Annotated in this window: 15 protein-coding genes; 8 read left to right on the top strand and 7 right to left on the bottom strand. The window is 41.3% G+C overall.

What is annotated here, in order from left to right; translation table 11 throughout:
• Nucleotides 1–25 precede the first annotated feature (25 nt).
• Nucleotides 26–1117 (bottom strand): UDP-2,4-diacetamido-2,4,6-trideoxy-beta-L-altropyranose hydrolase, encoded by a 1092-nt coding sequence (pseG, locus tag M0644_RS00700; RefSeq protein WP_286626151.1) that lies wholly within the window; start codon nt 1115–1117, stop codon nt 26–28.
• Between the two features lie 79 nt (nt 1118–1196).
• Nucleotides 1197–1904, bottom strand: a complete 708-nt coding sequence (gene pseF / locus M0644_RS00705) for a pseudaminic acid cytidylyltransferase (RefSeq protein WP_149817234.1) — start codon at nt 1902–1904, stop codon at nt 1197–1199.
• 86 nt (nt 1905–1990) lie between these two features.
• Between pseF and M0644_RS00710 the strand changes: the two genes are divergently transcribed.
• The 6 genes from M0644_RS00710 (at nt 1991) to M0644_RS00730 (ending at nt 6702) form a co-directional block, all read left to right on the top strand.
• Nucleotides 1991–2728, top strand: a complete 738-nt coding sequence (locus tag M0644_RS00710) for a histone deacetylase (RefSeq protein ID WP_286626153.1) — start codon at nt 1991–1993, stop codon at nt 2726–2728.
• 94 nt (nt 2729–2822) lie between these two features.
• Entirely contained in the window at nt 2823–3143 is a 321-nt protein-coding gene (locus M0644_RS00715; protein WP_286626154.1) for a hypothetical protein, read from the top strand.
• A gap of 14 nt (nt 3144–3157) precedes the next feature.
• On the top strand, nt 3158–4165 hold the full coding sequence (locus M0644_RS00720) for a transposase (protein WP_399373867.1): 1008 nt from the start codon (nt 3158–3160) through the stop codon (nt 4163–4165).
• 1 nt (nt 4166) lies between these two features.
• A complete protein-coding gene (locus tag M0644_RS00725) occupies nt 4167–5507 on the top strand; it encodes a hypothetical protein (protein ID WP_286626155.1) in 1341 nt (446 codons plus the stop codon).
• Between the two features lie 30 nt (nt 5508–5537).
• Nucleotides 5538–5774 (top strand): DUF29 family protein, encoded by a 237-nt coding sequence (locus M0644_RS13180; protein WP_399374057.1) that lies wholly within the window; start codon nt 5538–5540, stop codon nt 5772–5774.
• A gap of 10 nt (nt 5775–5784) precedes the next feature.
• Nucleotides 5785–6702 (top strand): histone deacetylase, encoded by a 918-nt coding sequence (locus tag M0644_RS00730; RefSeq protein WP_286626156.1) that lies wholly within the window; start codon nt 5785–5787, stop codon nt 6700–6702.
• Here the strand turns inward: M0644_RS00730 and M0644_RS00735 are convergent.
• Genes M0644_RS00735 through M0644_RS00755 form a run of 5 tightly spaced genes read right to left on the bottom strand, consistent with a single transcriptional unit; the run spans nt 6699 to nt 11498 of the window.
• Nucleotides 6699–7553: a hypothetical protein gene (locus M0644_RS00735; RefSeq protein ID WP_286626157.1), complete on the bottom strand. Its 855-nt coding sequence runs from the start codon at nt 7551–7553 to the stop codon at nt 6699–6701. The genes M0644_RS00730 and M0644_RS00735 overlap by 4 nt on opposite strands.
• Before the next feature lie 55 nt (nt 7554–7608).
• The gene (locus M0644_RS00740; RefSeq protein WP_286626159.1) at nt 7609–8418 is read right to left on the bottom strand and encodes a class I SAM-dependent methyltransferase; all 810 of its coding nucleotides are present in this window, start codon (nt 8416–8418) and stop codon (nt 7609–7611) included.
• A gap of 18 nt (nt 8419–8436) precedes the next feature.
• A complete protein-coding gene (locus M0644_RS00745) occupies nt 8437–9405 on the bottom strand; it encodes a glycosyltransferase family 2 protein (RefSeq protein ID WP_286626161.1) in 969 nt (322 codons plus the stop codon).
• A complete protein-coding gene (locus M0644_RS00750) occupies nt 9374–10045 on the bottom strand; it encodes a class I SAM-dependent methyltransferase (protein WP_286626163.1) in 672 nt (223 codons plus the stop codon). The genes M0644_RS00745 and M0644_RS00750 overlap by 32 nt, the downstream gene beginning before the upstream one ends.
• 1 nt (nt 10046) lies before the next feature.
• The gene (locus tag M0644_RS00755; RefSeq protein ID WP_286626164.1) at nt 10047–11498 is read right to left on the bottom strand and encodes a DUF354 domain-containing protein; all 1452 of its coding nucleotides are present in this window, start codon (nt 11496–11498) and stop codon (nt 10047–10049) included.
• 293 nt (nt 11499–11791) lie between these two features.
• Between M0644_RS00755 and pseB the strand changes: the two genes are divergently transcribed.
• Nucleotides 11792–12820: a UDP-N-acetylglucosamine 4,6-dehydratase (inverting) gene (gene pseB / locus M0644_RS00760; RefSeq protein WP_286626165.1), complete on the top strand. Its 1029-nt coding sequence runs from the start codon at nt 11792–11794 to the stop codon at nt 12818–12820.
• Complete coding sequence (gene pseC, locus M0644_RS00765) at nt 12821–13984, top strand: UDP-4-amino-4,6-dideoxy-N-acetyl-beta-L-altrosamine transaminase (protein ID WP_286626167.1); 1164 nt, start codon at nt 12821–12823, stop codon at nt 13982–13984. It begins immediately after the preceding gene.
• Nucleotide 13985: the final 1 nt, after the last annotated feature.

Consider the following 13985-nt stretch of genomic DNA (forward strand, 5'->3'; position numbering starts at 1 on the left):
ACTATTACTTCAAATTTTTATGGATTTACTTGCTCATGATTAACTGTAGCATATGGCTTACTCGGCTAGCCCCTAGATGATCGCATACCGGATTGTGGTTGATCTTAAAACCTGAATGATTTTTTATAGCCTTTAACAAGAAGTCACATATAATATGAGAATTTACCTTATTGTAATGACCTAAGTAGTTAATAAGGTTTTGTTTAAGTAAGCACATAACAGAGAGAATTTGATTTTCAGCTGTTGTTGTAATTAAACATTTTTTTTGCATAAATAAACCTTCTATCATAGAGTTGCCTCCCGAAGTTAAAAAAATATCAGCATTCTTAAGCAGATTTGCTAAGCTCTCGGGAGCATAATGAATTTTTACTTCATCTAAGTTCTTACTGATTTTTTTAATTGTTTTTAGCTGTGAATTGAAACAACCAACTACTACATCAGTACTAACTTCTTGTTTAAAGCTAGGATGACTTTTCATTAGCAACTTTATTGATTTTAGCACTTTAATTGTCTCTCCTGTAGGATCACTTCCACCATAGGAAATCAGAATTTTCTTTCTATTATCTTGTACAGTACAGTCTTGATCACTATTCTTTACAGCAATAAAATGTGAATCAATTAATGCATATCTTAAGCCTACTAATTGATGACAATTAGTTGATTTCTTTAGCAGATTTTTATCAAAAGGGATATCAATATCACTCAATACTATATCTGCATAATGTTCTCTATTACGAAAATCATCAATCACCAGTATTTTATATCCAGATTCAGCAACTCGTTGTTCCCACCAAATCCCCAAATTATAGCTATCTAGTACTACCCAATCAATTGACAAGTTTCTAATTGCTATTAATGTACATTCAGCATCAAGTAATTCTTTATTAAAGTTATTAGCAAATATATTACTTTGGGCCAGATTCCTATAAATGTTTCTCATGCAAATATGATGAAAACCCTGTAAAAGATCGTGGCTAATTGACGAAAGAGAAACAATGTAGACACAAAAGCCATCTTCAAATAACTGTTTTGCTAAGGTTAAACAACGTCGTAAGTGTCCTAGGCCGATCTCTGAATTAGCCTCTACCCTAATCGCAATATTACCTAATCTTCGCATATAAATAATGTTTCCTGAACAATGGTATTAGTTCTGTTTTTCAAACAGCCTAGATAAGAAAAGCCCCAGTAGAAAATGACTACCATGAATCCTGCACCACTTCAGTAGAGTACAGTACTTTATACAGAAGTTCGGCACGCTGCCAATCCTCAAGGGTATCGACATCCACAACCCGCCACTGGGGAATGACAAGACCAATACCTTGCTGATGAATACTGATGTCTGCAAGCCATGCTTCAGTTCTGCCCCAGTAGAACTGACCTGCATCATAATAAGCAGGCTCTAAATCCTGAGTGCGTTCTTGCTCATACTCTGGATAAAAAGGCTCCATCTGACCAGATGGATGTCGTCGTAAAGCTCGCTGTATGGAGGAAGGAAAGTTCGTTACGGGAAAAACATAGGAAGCATTAGAACTAAGTAGCATGTCGAAGGCAGCTTTGAGATCATCAACCTGTAGCAGCGGCACGGCGGGGTAAATACAGCACACTAGTTCAGGATGACAACCCTGCTCTTGCAATACTTGAATACCATGAGCAATGACTTGTGTGGTGCCTGCATAGTCGTCAGCTAGGGAAGCTGGCCGCACAAAAGGAACCTCTGCACCCCATTGAGAAGCAATAATAGCAATCTCTGGGTCTTCAGTAGAAACAACGATGCGATCAAATAAGCAGGAGTCTTGAGCGATCGCGATCGCGTAAGCAATCATTGGCTTTCCACAGAAATTACGGATGTTTTTACGAGGAATTCGCTTGCTTCCTCCTCGCGCAGGAATAATCGCGACTTTCATTATGTTAGGGTTGCGGTATAGTTCGTCAGTAGTTTACTGGTTCTCTTTATGAGCCATCCTGCGCTCTACGATACCAACTTCTATGCATGGACGCAACAGCAGTGCCAACTCCTGTCTTTATCTATAGCGATCGCTTCCTCGAACACCGCTGCCGCCAGTTTCACTTTGAGCGACCCGAACGGTTAGTGGCCATCCGTCAACATTTACAGGTGGCATTTCCACGAGCTGAGTGGCGAGAACCTACCCCTGTCGGAGAAGGATTGACACCTTGGCTAGAAAAGGTTCATAGTCGCGTGTATTTAGACCAATTAACGCGGATTGCAGCAGCAGGGGGCGGCTGGCTAGATCCCGATACCTACCTCAATGACCAGAGCGATCGCGTGGCACGATTAGCAGTACAGGCGTGGCTCGATGGGGTGGATTTAGCTGTGCAGCGGCAGCAACCGATTTTTGTTTTGGCACGCCCCCCCGGCCACCATGCGTTGCGGGAGCGGGGAATGGGCTTTTGCCTACTAGCGAATGCAGCCATTGCTGCCCACTATGCCCTCAGTTTGCCAAGGATAAGACGAGTCGCAATTCTCGATTGGGATGTCCACCACGGCAATGGTACCCAAGCACTGGTTCAAGACCATCCTCAGATTGCCTATTGTTCGCTCCATGAGTTTCCTGCCTATCCCTATACGGGGGATGGGGGCGATCGCGGGCACTACAATAACGTCCTTAATCTGCCTCTGCCCAGTGGCTCAACCGGGGCAACCTACCGAAGAGCTTTCCAAGCGGACAACAATGACTATTTCCGAGTATTTCCTAACCATCCTCCCTAGTTGAGTCTTCGCGTTTTCCTATGGCAAACTGGTCTTGACTCCTTAGTCTTTTCTTTATAGAATTAATAAATTGAGTAAATATTGGAAAACTGAAATGGCAACTCCATACAGGGCGATCGTTTTACAGCAACCCTACTTTGCCAAGATGCTATCAACTGCTATTGACCTAGGATTTTGCTTGTGTATTTACCAATTTAGTTCATTTAAGTATCATGGGCAGACTAAAGATTTTTCAAATGTAAACTTTACTATTGAAATCATGGATCATGATGATCTTCAGCACTGTATTTACAATCAAAAATTGCTTACTAGCATACCTCCAGTAGATAGATACATTTTAAATTCAATGGAAATGTACAAGTCAGAAATAATATCTATTATTTCAGAAGTGTTGAAAGATAGTTTGAGAGGCTAGAAAAAAGGGAAGAAATGTCATATTCTTCCCTTAAAAGAAGAAGAAAAAATCAATTTACTATGGCATCTTTTGCAACTCTTGTCAAGTCCATTCTCAATCGGCTCAGCCCCTGTGACTACCCCGTGCTGAACTCTCAATTGTTCTTCAAAATCTGGTTGACCTACGTTCTCGACCAAGGGTTAACCAGTATGAGAGCCTTATTTTATCGCTTGAATCATGCAGGGATTACAGTGGATATGTCCACGTTTTCCAAAGCCAACAAAACTCGGACAACCAGCTTATTTGAGGGGATTTACACTCAACTGATGTCTCAAGCTCAAAAGAGACATCGTACTTCAAGCATGACGCTGTTTCCTATCGATTCAACCATCATTACCCTGACGAGTAAACTCTTTTGGTTCTATAAATATCATCAAGTGAAGTTACTTACGGGATTTGATTTAACAGAGAACATCATGGGTAAAGCGGTGATTTCTTTTGGGGAGAGACATGACCTGAGCTTTCAAGAGGAGATTCTAGAAATGATCCCTGAGAATGCTGTTGTAATCATGGATAGAGGGTTTGCGAGCTGGCAATTTTTAGAGCGACTAAGTGAGAGGAAGTGCCCATTTGTTGTACGTATCAAGAATAACATGAGAATGAAGCTCAATCATGAGAGATATCGCGTGGTTCAATTTTTTGACGAGAATCAAACGGAGTTTCGTATAGCGACAAATCTAAAGGAGCTGAGTGATGAGGAAGTGAGTGAGTTATATCGGCATCGGTGGGCGATTGAGAACCTATGGAAATTTCTGAAGATGCATTTATCATTAGACAAGTTGATTACGAAGAGTTTGAACGGGGTGATAAATCAGATTTATATGGTTTTAATTGCCTATTTAATTTTAGAGCTGGTGGAGATACCTGAATACTTTGGGAAGAAGCTATTAGACAAATTGCGATATTTGCAACTGGAACTCAGTCGTCGCTGCTCAATAGTGCATTGGAGCTTTGATTGGCAGCCAGAGCTACTGGTCACTTAAAATGTTAAGTTTTGTTGCAGGATTCAACACTTCTGCTATTATTTATAGATGGCTTAACTTGTCGTATACACAAGCTAGAGACCAATACTATCAACACTTAAAATTTTGGTCATGGTACTTAAGGGATAGAAAAATTAATCTCTTTTTTGGAGTTGTACCCCATGAAACTTACTATTCACTTATTTATTACCTCTGCAAGCTAATGTCTATAAAAACTATCCTTGTTCACCCCCTAGGAATCTCGGAGTCGTATACACTAATGAGTGACTGGAGAATCCCAGATCCTAGGGTAGATACCTTGTGCCAAAAGCACATCAATGATCCTGATTCTGTGGACATAAGTCGCTGGTCGCCACAGTTTGCCGAGTTTATAAGTAACCAGAAATTCCAAATGCATCCTCCTTACATGAAGCAGACTTTTGATCAGCTAGGTAAAAATAAAATATTGTCATACTTAATGGCTATTAATACCAAGTCTATCAATCCTAATTCAATTAGAAATAAAATGTTAAAATACTTGATGACTATTAGTATTAAGTTTTCATATACCAAGTTAAAATTGACTGGGATTTTGAAAAGAATAGCTAGGATTATAAAAATAACTAGAGTTGTTAAACCAGTAGAAAGAACTTTTAAGTTAGTAAATAGGCATAGACCTAGATTTGGTAACCTATGCTTTGATACTTATTACGAAGGTTTATGTACAATTACAAATAACAGCTGCTTAGATAACGAGCGGTATATTTATGTTCCTCTACATTATCAACCTGAATGTTCCACACTTCCAATGGGCGAGTTTTTTGAGAACCAAAAAATCATGATAGAATGGCTGTCTCACTCAAGACCAGAGGATGTATGGTTATATGTGAGGGAGCACCCAGCTCAGACATACGACCTAAACACCAGTAGATATAGGGAGCCAAGTTTCTACAGCGATATCTTGAGAATCCCTAGAGTAAGGTTAGTTTCTCGTCGCTGTTCTTCTTTTGATTTAATCAAGAATAGTCTTTGTGTTGCGACTATTACTGGAACCGTTACTTTGGAGTCGTTATATCAAGAGAAACCAGTTTTATTTTTTGGCTATCATGTTTATCAGTATGCTCCTGGAGTCTTTCCAATACGTGATTTGAGTGATTGCTCTAACGCTTTGAAAAAAATATGCAACCAAGAATTCGATCTAACAAGAGAAAAGTTTCTTCTTTACTTAAAAGCTTTAGAGAAAAACTGCATAATGAATATAAGCGAAAATGATCAGTATGAGCTAGGAAGAGCAAATGATGAGACTGAAAAAAAATTCTTGGATTCTTTTTTAGAGTTTCTAAATTTTCTAGATTGCTCTTGAGTTTAGTCTTCTTCGACAGCTAGGGTGTTAGTGGCTTCTGGAGACACTACCAATATTCAGAGGCATTTGCGCTGGAGCCCTAGTCTGCAGAGCTTGGGAGCTGAAGCCTTAAGTGATGGCCTCGAAAGGGTGGTGGTAGATTTAACTTTGCGAGAAACGTTGCTGTCTCTGCGAGTCTTTCCCGACGTCTATCCCTACACGTTGGAGCAGGTGCTCGATCCAACATTTCTTTGTGATACAAGTGGCGATTGGAACGACCCAGCCTGACCAAGCGCTTATGTTTTCCCCTGTCTTTATCTATAGCGATCGCTTCCTCGAACACCGCTGCCGCCAGTTTCACTTTGAGCGACCCGAACGGTTAGTGGCCATCCGTCAGCACTTACAGGCAGCATTTCCAGCAGCAGAATGGCGTGAACCTACACCTGTCGGAGAAGGATTAACTCCTTGGTTGGAAAAGGTACATAGTCGGGTGTATTTAGACCAATTAACGCGGATTGCAGCACAAGGGGGCGGCTGGCTAGATCCCGATACCTACCTCAATGACCAGAGCGATCGCGTGGCGCGGTTAGCAGTACAGGCGTGGCTCGATGGGGTGGATTTAGCTGTGCAGCGGCAGCAACCGATTTTTGTTTTGGCACGCCCCCCCGGCCACCATGCGTTGCGGGAGCGGGGAATGGGCTTTTGCCTACTAGCGAATGCAGCCATTGCTGCCCACTATGCCCTCAGTTTGCCAAGGATAAGACGAGTCGCAATTCTCGATTGGGATGTCCACCACGGCAATGGTACCCAAGCACTGGTTCAAGACCATCCTCAGATTGCCTATTGTTCACTTCATGAGTTTCCTGCCTATCCCTGTACGGGGGATGGGGGCGATCGCGGGCACCACAACAACGTCCTCAACTTACCCATGCCCACAGGCTCCACTGGAGCGGCCTATCGCACTGCTTTTCAAGATCAAGTCATGCCCTTTTTGCAGCAATTTGGCGCAGATGTGCTCATCATCAGTGCGGGCTACGATGCCCACCGCGATGATCCCCTTTCTAGCATTGAATTACAGGAGGCAGACTATGGCTGGATGATGCACCAATGCTTGCAGATCACTCACTGTATTGTCATTGGCTTGGAGGGAGGGTACAACCTTAATGCCTTGGGGCGATCAGTAGTCAGTGCTGTCGAGGTAGTTGCTCGCCTCTAAAATCGTCCAAAAAATAAAGCCATTACAGACTTAATAAAATCCTTAAGCCAAAGCCTAACCAAGCCCAAATGAGTTGCATAAATTGAATGTTCAATAACTCTAGCATTAATAAACCTAGGATTAATAAAAATACGTCCCCCTTTTTGTTTTATTTGCCTGTGAAGCTCAACATGTTCACATACTTCTTCGTTATTTTCATTTGTTCCACAATATAAAACATCTAGCAAAATATGTTTCTTATAAATTGCACATCCACCAAATGCAGAATCGACTTCTATCCAATCCTTGCATTTAGATATGTTTAACATTCGGCTATATACAGCAGAGGTTAAAGCTGTATACCTACTAGAGCCGTGGTTTATTAGGAATTGGTAACTCTTCCAGCAGTCATTGGGAGACCATAAATAATGACGCAATGCCCAAATGTCATAATAGGGTCCATTTTGGCAAGCACAACAAACATCCCAATCGCTTCTCTCGAAGCAACTAGAAATAGATTCTTGGGTTAGTTGATCACCTACTTCATCTAGATCAATAACCATGATATATTCAATATTCTCATACTTAGGTGATTCTTTTAGCTTCTGTAGGTATAAATTTCTGCAGTAAGCAAGTCGTTGTGTTCTAAGAGGTATCTTTTCCTGTAGTCTTCCTAAACTAATAAATTCGAAATTTGAAACCAGTTGTTTTAGTTTCAATAACTCAACAATAGTGTCATCTTCACTATCCGATTCAATAATTAACCATTTTGTATCAAAAGCAGATTTTAGATTCTTTTCTAGTTTTAATACTCTTTTTAAGATACTATTTCCAACGTTACGGACTGTTCCAGTGATTAACAGGTTTATCATTGCTGATCACCTTAGTTAGAATTCTTAAAGTTTGAATTAGTTTTCTTGAGGTTATTTAATCATTAAGCATTAAGTAATGATCAGGTAAAGTTCTTGACTGCATTAGTTTCTTGATTATTAAGAATGATGCAAGGCTGATAAATCTAGTTGTTAGAAGGTGAAAAGCAAGTCTATTCAAATTTTTACGAGTAAACATATGTATACCGTTTGAGCTATAAAAGTTCATATTAAGTAAACTTGCTAATTTAGCAAGAGTTTTTGCTTGAAAAAAGCTAATATGCTGGCCTGTTTTAAATACATAATACCACCAGCTGATTGGTGGAGGTGAATCTCCGGAAAAAAGCTCAGTTGTGAAAATAATTGTTTCGGCAGAACTCATTGCAATTGTTTCCTTCATGAAAGTTAATGGATCAACCAAATGTTCCATTACTTCAATAGCTATGACAGCCTTACAACACCCTAGCTCACTAGTATATTCAAAACCGCGTGCAAATAAATTTTGGCAGTACTTATCATTCCAATAGCAATCAAAACCAATATCACGCATTAAGCGAGTTAGTATACCATATCCACCAGCAATATCTAGATACCTGCCTTCCCCTCTTTCATTAAAAAGCCAGTATAAAATTGATGCAACTTTAGGAAGTAAAGATAAATTACGGATCAGAATTCCTGTATCTGCTTTACTTATGGCTGATGAATATGCTTCACCTAACCAAAAGGGATCATCAGCTTTTAGATAGCCACATGTTTTACAGAAGTAATATTTAGCAAAATACTTATCTAATACTTGATGAGAAAAGCAAAACTCTAGGCTACTCCCACAAATAGGACATATTTTATTAAGCTGATAATATGTACTCATTTTTACAATTACTACTCCCTAAGAACTTGATTTAAAAAATAAAAAACGATAAAGTTTTTCCTTGAATAGCCTAATTACACTCAATGGCGAGTGTATAAACTTACCACCAAAATGCTCATTGAAGGTATACTTATCTGCTTCTACATCAACAGCCACTTCACTTGGATGTTGAATCTCTCCTATTGGAAAAACGGGCAAGTTTGCATGAATATGACCTGCAGTCTTTGTATGAGTTGCATCAGAACCAAAACCAATATTACTTACAAGATTAACATTGGGTGTTGCCGTTAACCCGCCATGATACCAGACACAGGCCGTCCATTGATAGTCCCATGTATTAATCTCACTTGAATACACTCGATTAAAAATCTTACGCCAGTATCCCTCCTCAACAGAGTTAAAGTGAAGATTTTGCCACGCTGATGATTTGCTCCACGCCGGCCAAAATGAGATGTTTACGTCGTATTTAGACCATGCCCGTTTCCACGTAGCCCAACCCCAGCAGTGATTATATTTAGAGAAATAATAGCTAGCTTTTCCACGCCACTGCCCATCCTGAAAGTTGTTTCCCGTGATAACCCAAACCCGTTCGTCTTGTTCGTAGTATTCAAGCAATTCATCACAAAACCTAAAAAAGTCAGGATGGGGCAAACAGTCATCTTCTAGAATAATCCCCTTTTCTTCGTGCTCAAAAAACCAAGTAATAGCACTACTGACCGCTATCTTACACCCTAAGTTCTTCTCGCGAAACAAAGTATTAACTTCACAAGGCCAATCAACCTGTGTCGCAATTTCCCTCGCCTGCGCAACCTTCTCAGCTTCCTCTTCTCGATCTGCCCTAGGTCCATCAGCAGCCACATATAACCTTGGTGGCCGAGCCTGACGAATCGCCTCAAAAACTCGTTGTGTCGTATGAGGACGATTGAAAATGAGAAAAAGAACTGCTTTACTCAGCTTATACTCCATTTGCATCACTAAAGAGTTCATAAATTTGTTCAGCACTATTTAATCTTACAAAGCTACCATCTGTTGGTTCTATTGAATAACCGAATTTCTTCTCAGCTTCTATGGGCGACATATTTGAAAAATCCACTGCTATACCAATAATTCCACCGCTCTTAATTACCCTAATCATTTCAGAAGCTGCCTTTTCAGGATTTTTGCTGTATGAGATAGTCCAGCCGCATATTATTACATCAAAGGAACTATCTTCATAGGGCATAGAGTGCATATCTCCAAGATCAATTAGAGGTGAGTAGCTTATTAAGTCTAGGCCTTTAACATTTTTGAAACCCCAACTGAATAATCGAAGTAAGTCGTTTTCAGTTCTTGGCCCAATCACTAGAATTGAAGACTCAGGAAACACTGTTTCTATACCCAATAATGGTACAATGAGTTTATTCATTCGAGGCATTAAAAAGTCTAATTTATGATTTTTAACTGACTTCATATTGTGAAATATAGTCAACTCAAATGCATTATCTGATTCTAATGACTTAATTCCGCGAGTTAGAGCAAAATATTTCAAACGAAGGGAGCCAATAAAAAATCTGACATAGTCAATTCTTAAAAACTGACATAATGAGTTACTAACTTTAGATTTAATCTTTTTCAGAAAATATCGCATTTCAACTCCTTTTTATAAATTGAAATAACCGGGTCAATTTTAGCTTCATTTCATATAATCTCGAAAAGATCTGATTTTCATAGGATAAATGCTCGTCCACAAATTTACCCTGAAATAAGTTATAAGGCTTGTAGTACGAAAATAAGTTTCCATAAAGCATATAATAATATCCAAAAGGAAGTGAGTTTTTAGTCTCTTTAGGTTCAAGTTTTTTCAAAGATAAGTAGTCCCTTAGCTCCTGCAACGATGATGGCTCGTAAGTACAGTCTAATCCTTTGTAAGTAGCATCACCAATAGTAATCACAGGTTTACCAAGATAGGCTGCTTCTACTCCCATAGTTGAGCCATAAACAATAATCAGATCAGAGTTTTTAGCTAGGGCATAGGAATCAACCAGAGAGTAACTAGGTACTACCAATACATTCTTACCATTAAGGTTATTCCAAGAATCTCTCAGTTTCTGACTCTTTTGTTCTTTATGAGGATGAACACGTATAACTAGCTCTACGTCATCTAGTTGTGCTGCATAATTTATAAGCCAATGAATTGATTCAATTTGTGACTTAAAAATAGGATGTTCTATTGAATCTTCAACATAGATATATTCATCGTCACTGGAACTATAATACGTCCATCTATACTTTTTACTTTTTTCAGGAATCATCCCTTTTATCTGTTTTTCTGTGAAAGAAACCCAGCCGATTCCTTCACCTTTTATTTTTCTTAAAAAGTAAGATTCTGCTATTTCTTCTTTATTTTGATCTTGAGAAAGCTCCCACATTTCCTTTATTGATGCCCTAATAGCCTTAAAGTCATGGGGAGACTTATCCGATAAATAGTATCGCTCTTTTGTTGCGCCTCTTTCATGATATAGTAGAGGTATTGAATATTTTTTACATACATCAACAATTGGTTTCGAACAAGCAAATCTTCCATTATATGTTATGACTTTAAGAGGATTAAAACATTTAATTAATCTTTCTGCTGTCAGATATGTAGCGATTGCTGACTTGAAGTACCGCTCGATTAAGTTTTTATTGATATAGGGTTCTGGATCTTTCATGTATGAAACATAGGAGCTTGCAACTCCCATACCAATCTTAAAATCATCTATTCTTATTTCTTTTATCGATTGAATATCATTACAGTTATCAATTTGATTCTGGATCTTCTCAAAGATTAATTTAGTTGATACTTCATCAGGAATTTCTATCCAGCAATTTTCAATACCATATCTATTAAGAACTCTAAAGAGAGCTCTTACACGATTTTGACGACTTCTAGGAATAAATAATTTAGGTTTTGGAATATAGTCATCAGGATTATCTACATCAATGAATGCAATACCAACCTCAAGATCATTTGTTTTTTTGAGTTCAATAGCAATCTCACCAGAGGTTTCTAAGTGAGGACAGTAGGCAAACGTTTCTATCAGTAATATATCTACGGCCATTTTTACCTTTTATGTAGTAAACTTGATGATTAACAAACTTAAAATTTGTGCACTGAATTTAGCTGGAGTCACTTCGGATCGAAGTATAAGATATTCAGACTAGGAAACTTTGTCTTTTGTACAGTTTCAAAACTGTACTTTGTTCTTCATCATAAAGTAAATATGTAGGTTTGGTTACAATTCTATGCTGAAGATTAGCACGATCGCAAGAGGTAAAGTCCGTGTACAATAGGCTTCCTAGGCTGAGGAACTCAAAATTTATAGCTATGCGGATGCCGTAGAGGGTCTATAGGATGTCTCAAGGACTGACAAGAGAGAGTAGCATACTGGTGACGGGGGGTACAGGGTCGTTTGGCCGTGCCTTTGTCAAGGAGGTGTTGCGGCAGTTCCCTGATATTCGACGTCTCGTCATTTTTAGCCGTGACGAGCTAAAGCAGTTCGAGATGGCTCAGGAGTTCCCCTACCAAAAGTATCCAGGTATCCGCTACTTCATTGGCGATGTTAGGGATCGCGATCGCCTACGCCGGGCTCTGAACAAGGTCGATATTGTGGTTCATGCGGCTGCCCTGAAGCAAGTGCCTGCGGCGGAATACAACCCCATTGAGTTTATTCGCACCAATGTCATGGGGGCCGAAAACGTCATTCAAGCCTGCCTCGACACCGGTGTCAAGCAAGTCATTGCCCTCTCCACCGACAAGGCGGCTGCCCCCATCAACCTCTACGGGGCAACAAAGCTCTGTAGTGACAAACTCTTCATTGCTGCCAATAACTTTGCGGGTCGTGATCTGCGGTTCAGTGTGGTTCGCTACGGCAACGTCATGGGGTCACGAGGCTCCGTGATTCCTTTTTTCTTGAAAAAGCGCTGTGAGGGCTGCCTACCAATTACGGATCCAGCCATGACTCGCTTCAATATCTCCCTCCAAGAGGGGGTAGAAATGGTACTGTGGGCACTGCAGCACAGTTGGGGGGGCGAAATCTTTGTGCCGAAAATTCCCTCCTACCGCATTCTCGATGTTGCAGAGGCGATTTGCCCGGAATGTGAGCAACAGTTTGTGGGTATCCGTCCAGGGGAAAAGATCCACGAAGAGATGATTACCACTTCCGATTCTTATACCACGGTTGATTTGGGTCAATACTATGCCATTTTGCCAACTCAGGGACGCTTCACGCTAGAAGAGTACTGTGCCCAAACAGGGGCAACACGGGTTAAACCGGGCTTCAGCTATAATTCTGGCACCAACGATCGCTTCCTTAGTGTCGAGGAGCTACGCGCCCTGATTCGCCAACACGTTGACCCGCACTTTGTTCCAGGCAGGGCCTAAATGGGCACAATTCCCTACGGTCGCCAAGACATTACACCAGAGGATATTGCGGCTGTCGTTGACGTCCTGCAATCGGACTGGCTGACCCAAGGCCCCAAGGTTCCCGAGTTTGAAGCAGCACTGGCCAGTTGTTGTGGTGCACGGTATGCCGTTGTGGTTAGTAGTGCCACAGCAGCGCTTCACCTCGCCTGTATTGCAGCGGGGCTACAGGGGGGCGATCGCCTGTGGACATCGCCGATTACTTTTGTGGCCTCCGCCAATTGTGGCCTTTACTGTGGTGCCACGGTGGATTTTGTTGATATTGACCCCCACACCTATAACCTGAGTGTTTCTGCCCTTGCCGACAAGCTAGCAATGGCCAAAAAGCAAGGGACGCTTCCCAAGGTCGTCATTCCTGTTCATTTGGCAGGGCAATCCTGTGAGATGGCTGCCCTTGCTGAATTGGCGCAGACCTATGGCTTTATGCTTATTGAAGATGCCTCCCATGCCCTTGGGGGTCAGTACCGTGGCCGGCCCATTGGCTGCTGTGAATTCTCGACGATGGCGGTTTTTAGCTTTCATCCCGTCAAGATTATCACCACGGGTGAAGGCGGTGCCGTTCTCACCAATGATCCAGACCTCTACCAGCGCCTTATCCGTCTGCGCAGCCACGGCATTACCCGCGATCCCCAACAAATGGTGAGCGACTCCCACGGCCCTTGGTACTACCAACAACTGGAACTGGGCTTTAACTACCGCATGACCGACCTCCAAGCCGCCCTCGGCCTACGGCAACTGCAACGCCTCGATCTATTTGTCGAGCGGCGGCGTTTTTTAGCCCAACGCTACCATCAATACCTTGCTGATTTGCCCCTCACGCTCCCCTTTCAGCATCCTGACACCCGCTCCAGTTGGCATCTGTACATCATTCGCCTGAAGCGAGACCAGATTCAAACTTCCCATCGCGAAGTCTTTGAAGCCCTGCGCGCCCTTGGGATTGGGGTGAATCTGCACTATATTCCTGTACATACCCAACCCTACTATCAGCAATTGGGCTTTCAATGGGGAGACTTTCCCAACGCCGAAGCCTACTACCAAGAAGCGATTAGCTTGCCACTGTATTATGGACTGACCCTTGCTCAACAGGATCAAGTGATTCAGGCACTCAAGCAAGTCTTGGCTTAAG

It is taken from the genome of Thermosynechococcus sp. B1, from assembly GCF_030322985.1.
Lineage (GTDB): Bacteria > Cyanobacteriota > Cyanobacteriia > Thermosynechococcales > Thermosynechococcaceae > Thermosynechococcus.

Bases quoted from the DNA above. Each gene is read 5' to 3' on its own strand.
- pseG (WP_286626151.1), bottom strand. From the start codon at position 1,117: ATGCGAAGATTAGGTAATATTGCGATTAGGGTAGAGGCTAATTCAGAG.
- pseF (WP_149817234.1), bottom strand. From the start codon at position 1,904: ATGAAAGTCGCGATTATTCCTGCGCGAGGAGGAAGCAAGCGAATTCCT.
- M0644_RS00710 (WP_286626153.1), top strand. From the start codon at position 1,991: ATGGACGCAACAGCAGTGCCAACTCCTGTCTTTATCTATAGCGATCGC.
- M0644_RS00715 (WP_286626154.1), top strand. From the start codon at position 2,823: ATGGCAACTCCATACAGGGCGATCGTTTTACAGCAACCCTACTTTGCC.
- M0644_RS00720 (WP_399373867.1), top strand. From the start codon at position 3,158: ATGTCATATTCTTCCCTTAAAAGAAGAAGAAAAAATCAATTTACTATG.
- M0644_RS00725 (WP_286626155.1), top strand. From the start codon at position 4,167: ATGTTAAGTTTTGTTGCAGGATTCAACACTTCTGCTATTATTTATAGA.
- M0644_RS00730 (WP_286626156.1), top strand. From the start codon at position 5,785: ATGTTTTCCCCTGTCTTTATCTATAGCGATCGCTTCCTCGAACACCGC.
- M0644_RS00735 (WP_286626157.1), bottom strand. From the start codon at position 7,553: ATGATAAACCTGTTAATCACTGGAACAGTCCGTAACGTTGGAAATAGT.
- M0644_RS00740 (WP_286626159.1), bottom strand. From the start codon at position 8,418: ATGAGTACATATTATCAGCTTAATAAAATATGTCCTATTTGTGGGAGT.
- M0644_RS00745 (WP_286626161.1), bottom strand. From the start codon at position 9,405: ATGAACTCTTTAGTGATGCAAATGGAGTATAAGCTGAGTAAAGCAGTT.
- M0644_RS00750 (WP_286626163.1), bottom strand. From the start codon at position 10,045: ATGCGATATTTTCTGAAAAAGATTAAATCTAAAGTTAGTAACTCATTA.
- M0644_RS00755 (WP_286626164.1), bottom strand. From the start codon at position 11,498: ATGGCCGTAGATATATTACTGATAGAAACGTTTGCCTACTGTCCTCAC.
- pseB (WP_286626165.1), top strand. From the start codon at position 11,792: ATGTCTCAAGGACTGACAAGAGAGAGTAGCATACTGGTGACGGGGGGT.
- pseC (WP_286626167.1), top strand. From the start codon at position 12,821: ATGGGCACAATTCCCTACGGTCGCCAAGACATTACACCAGAGGATATT.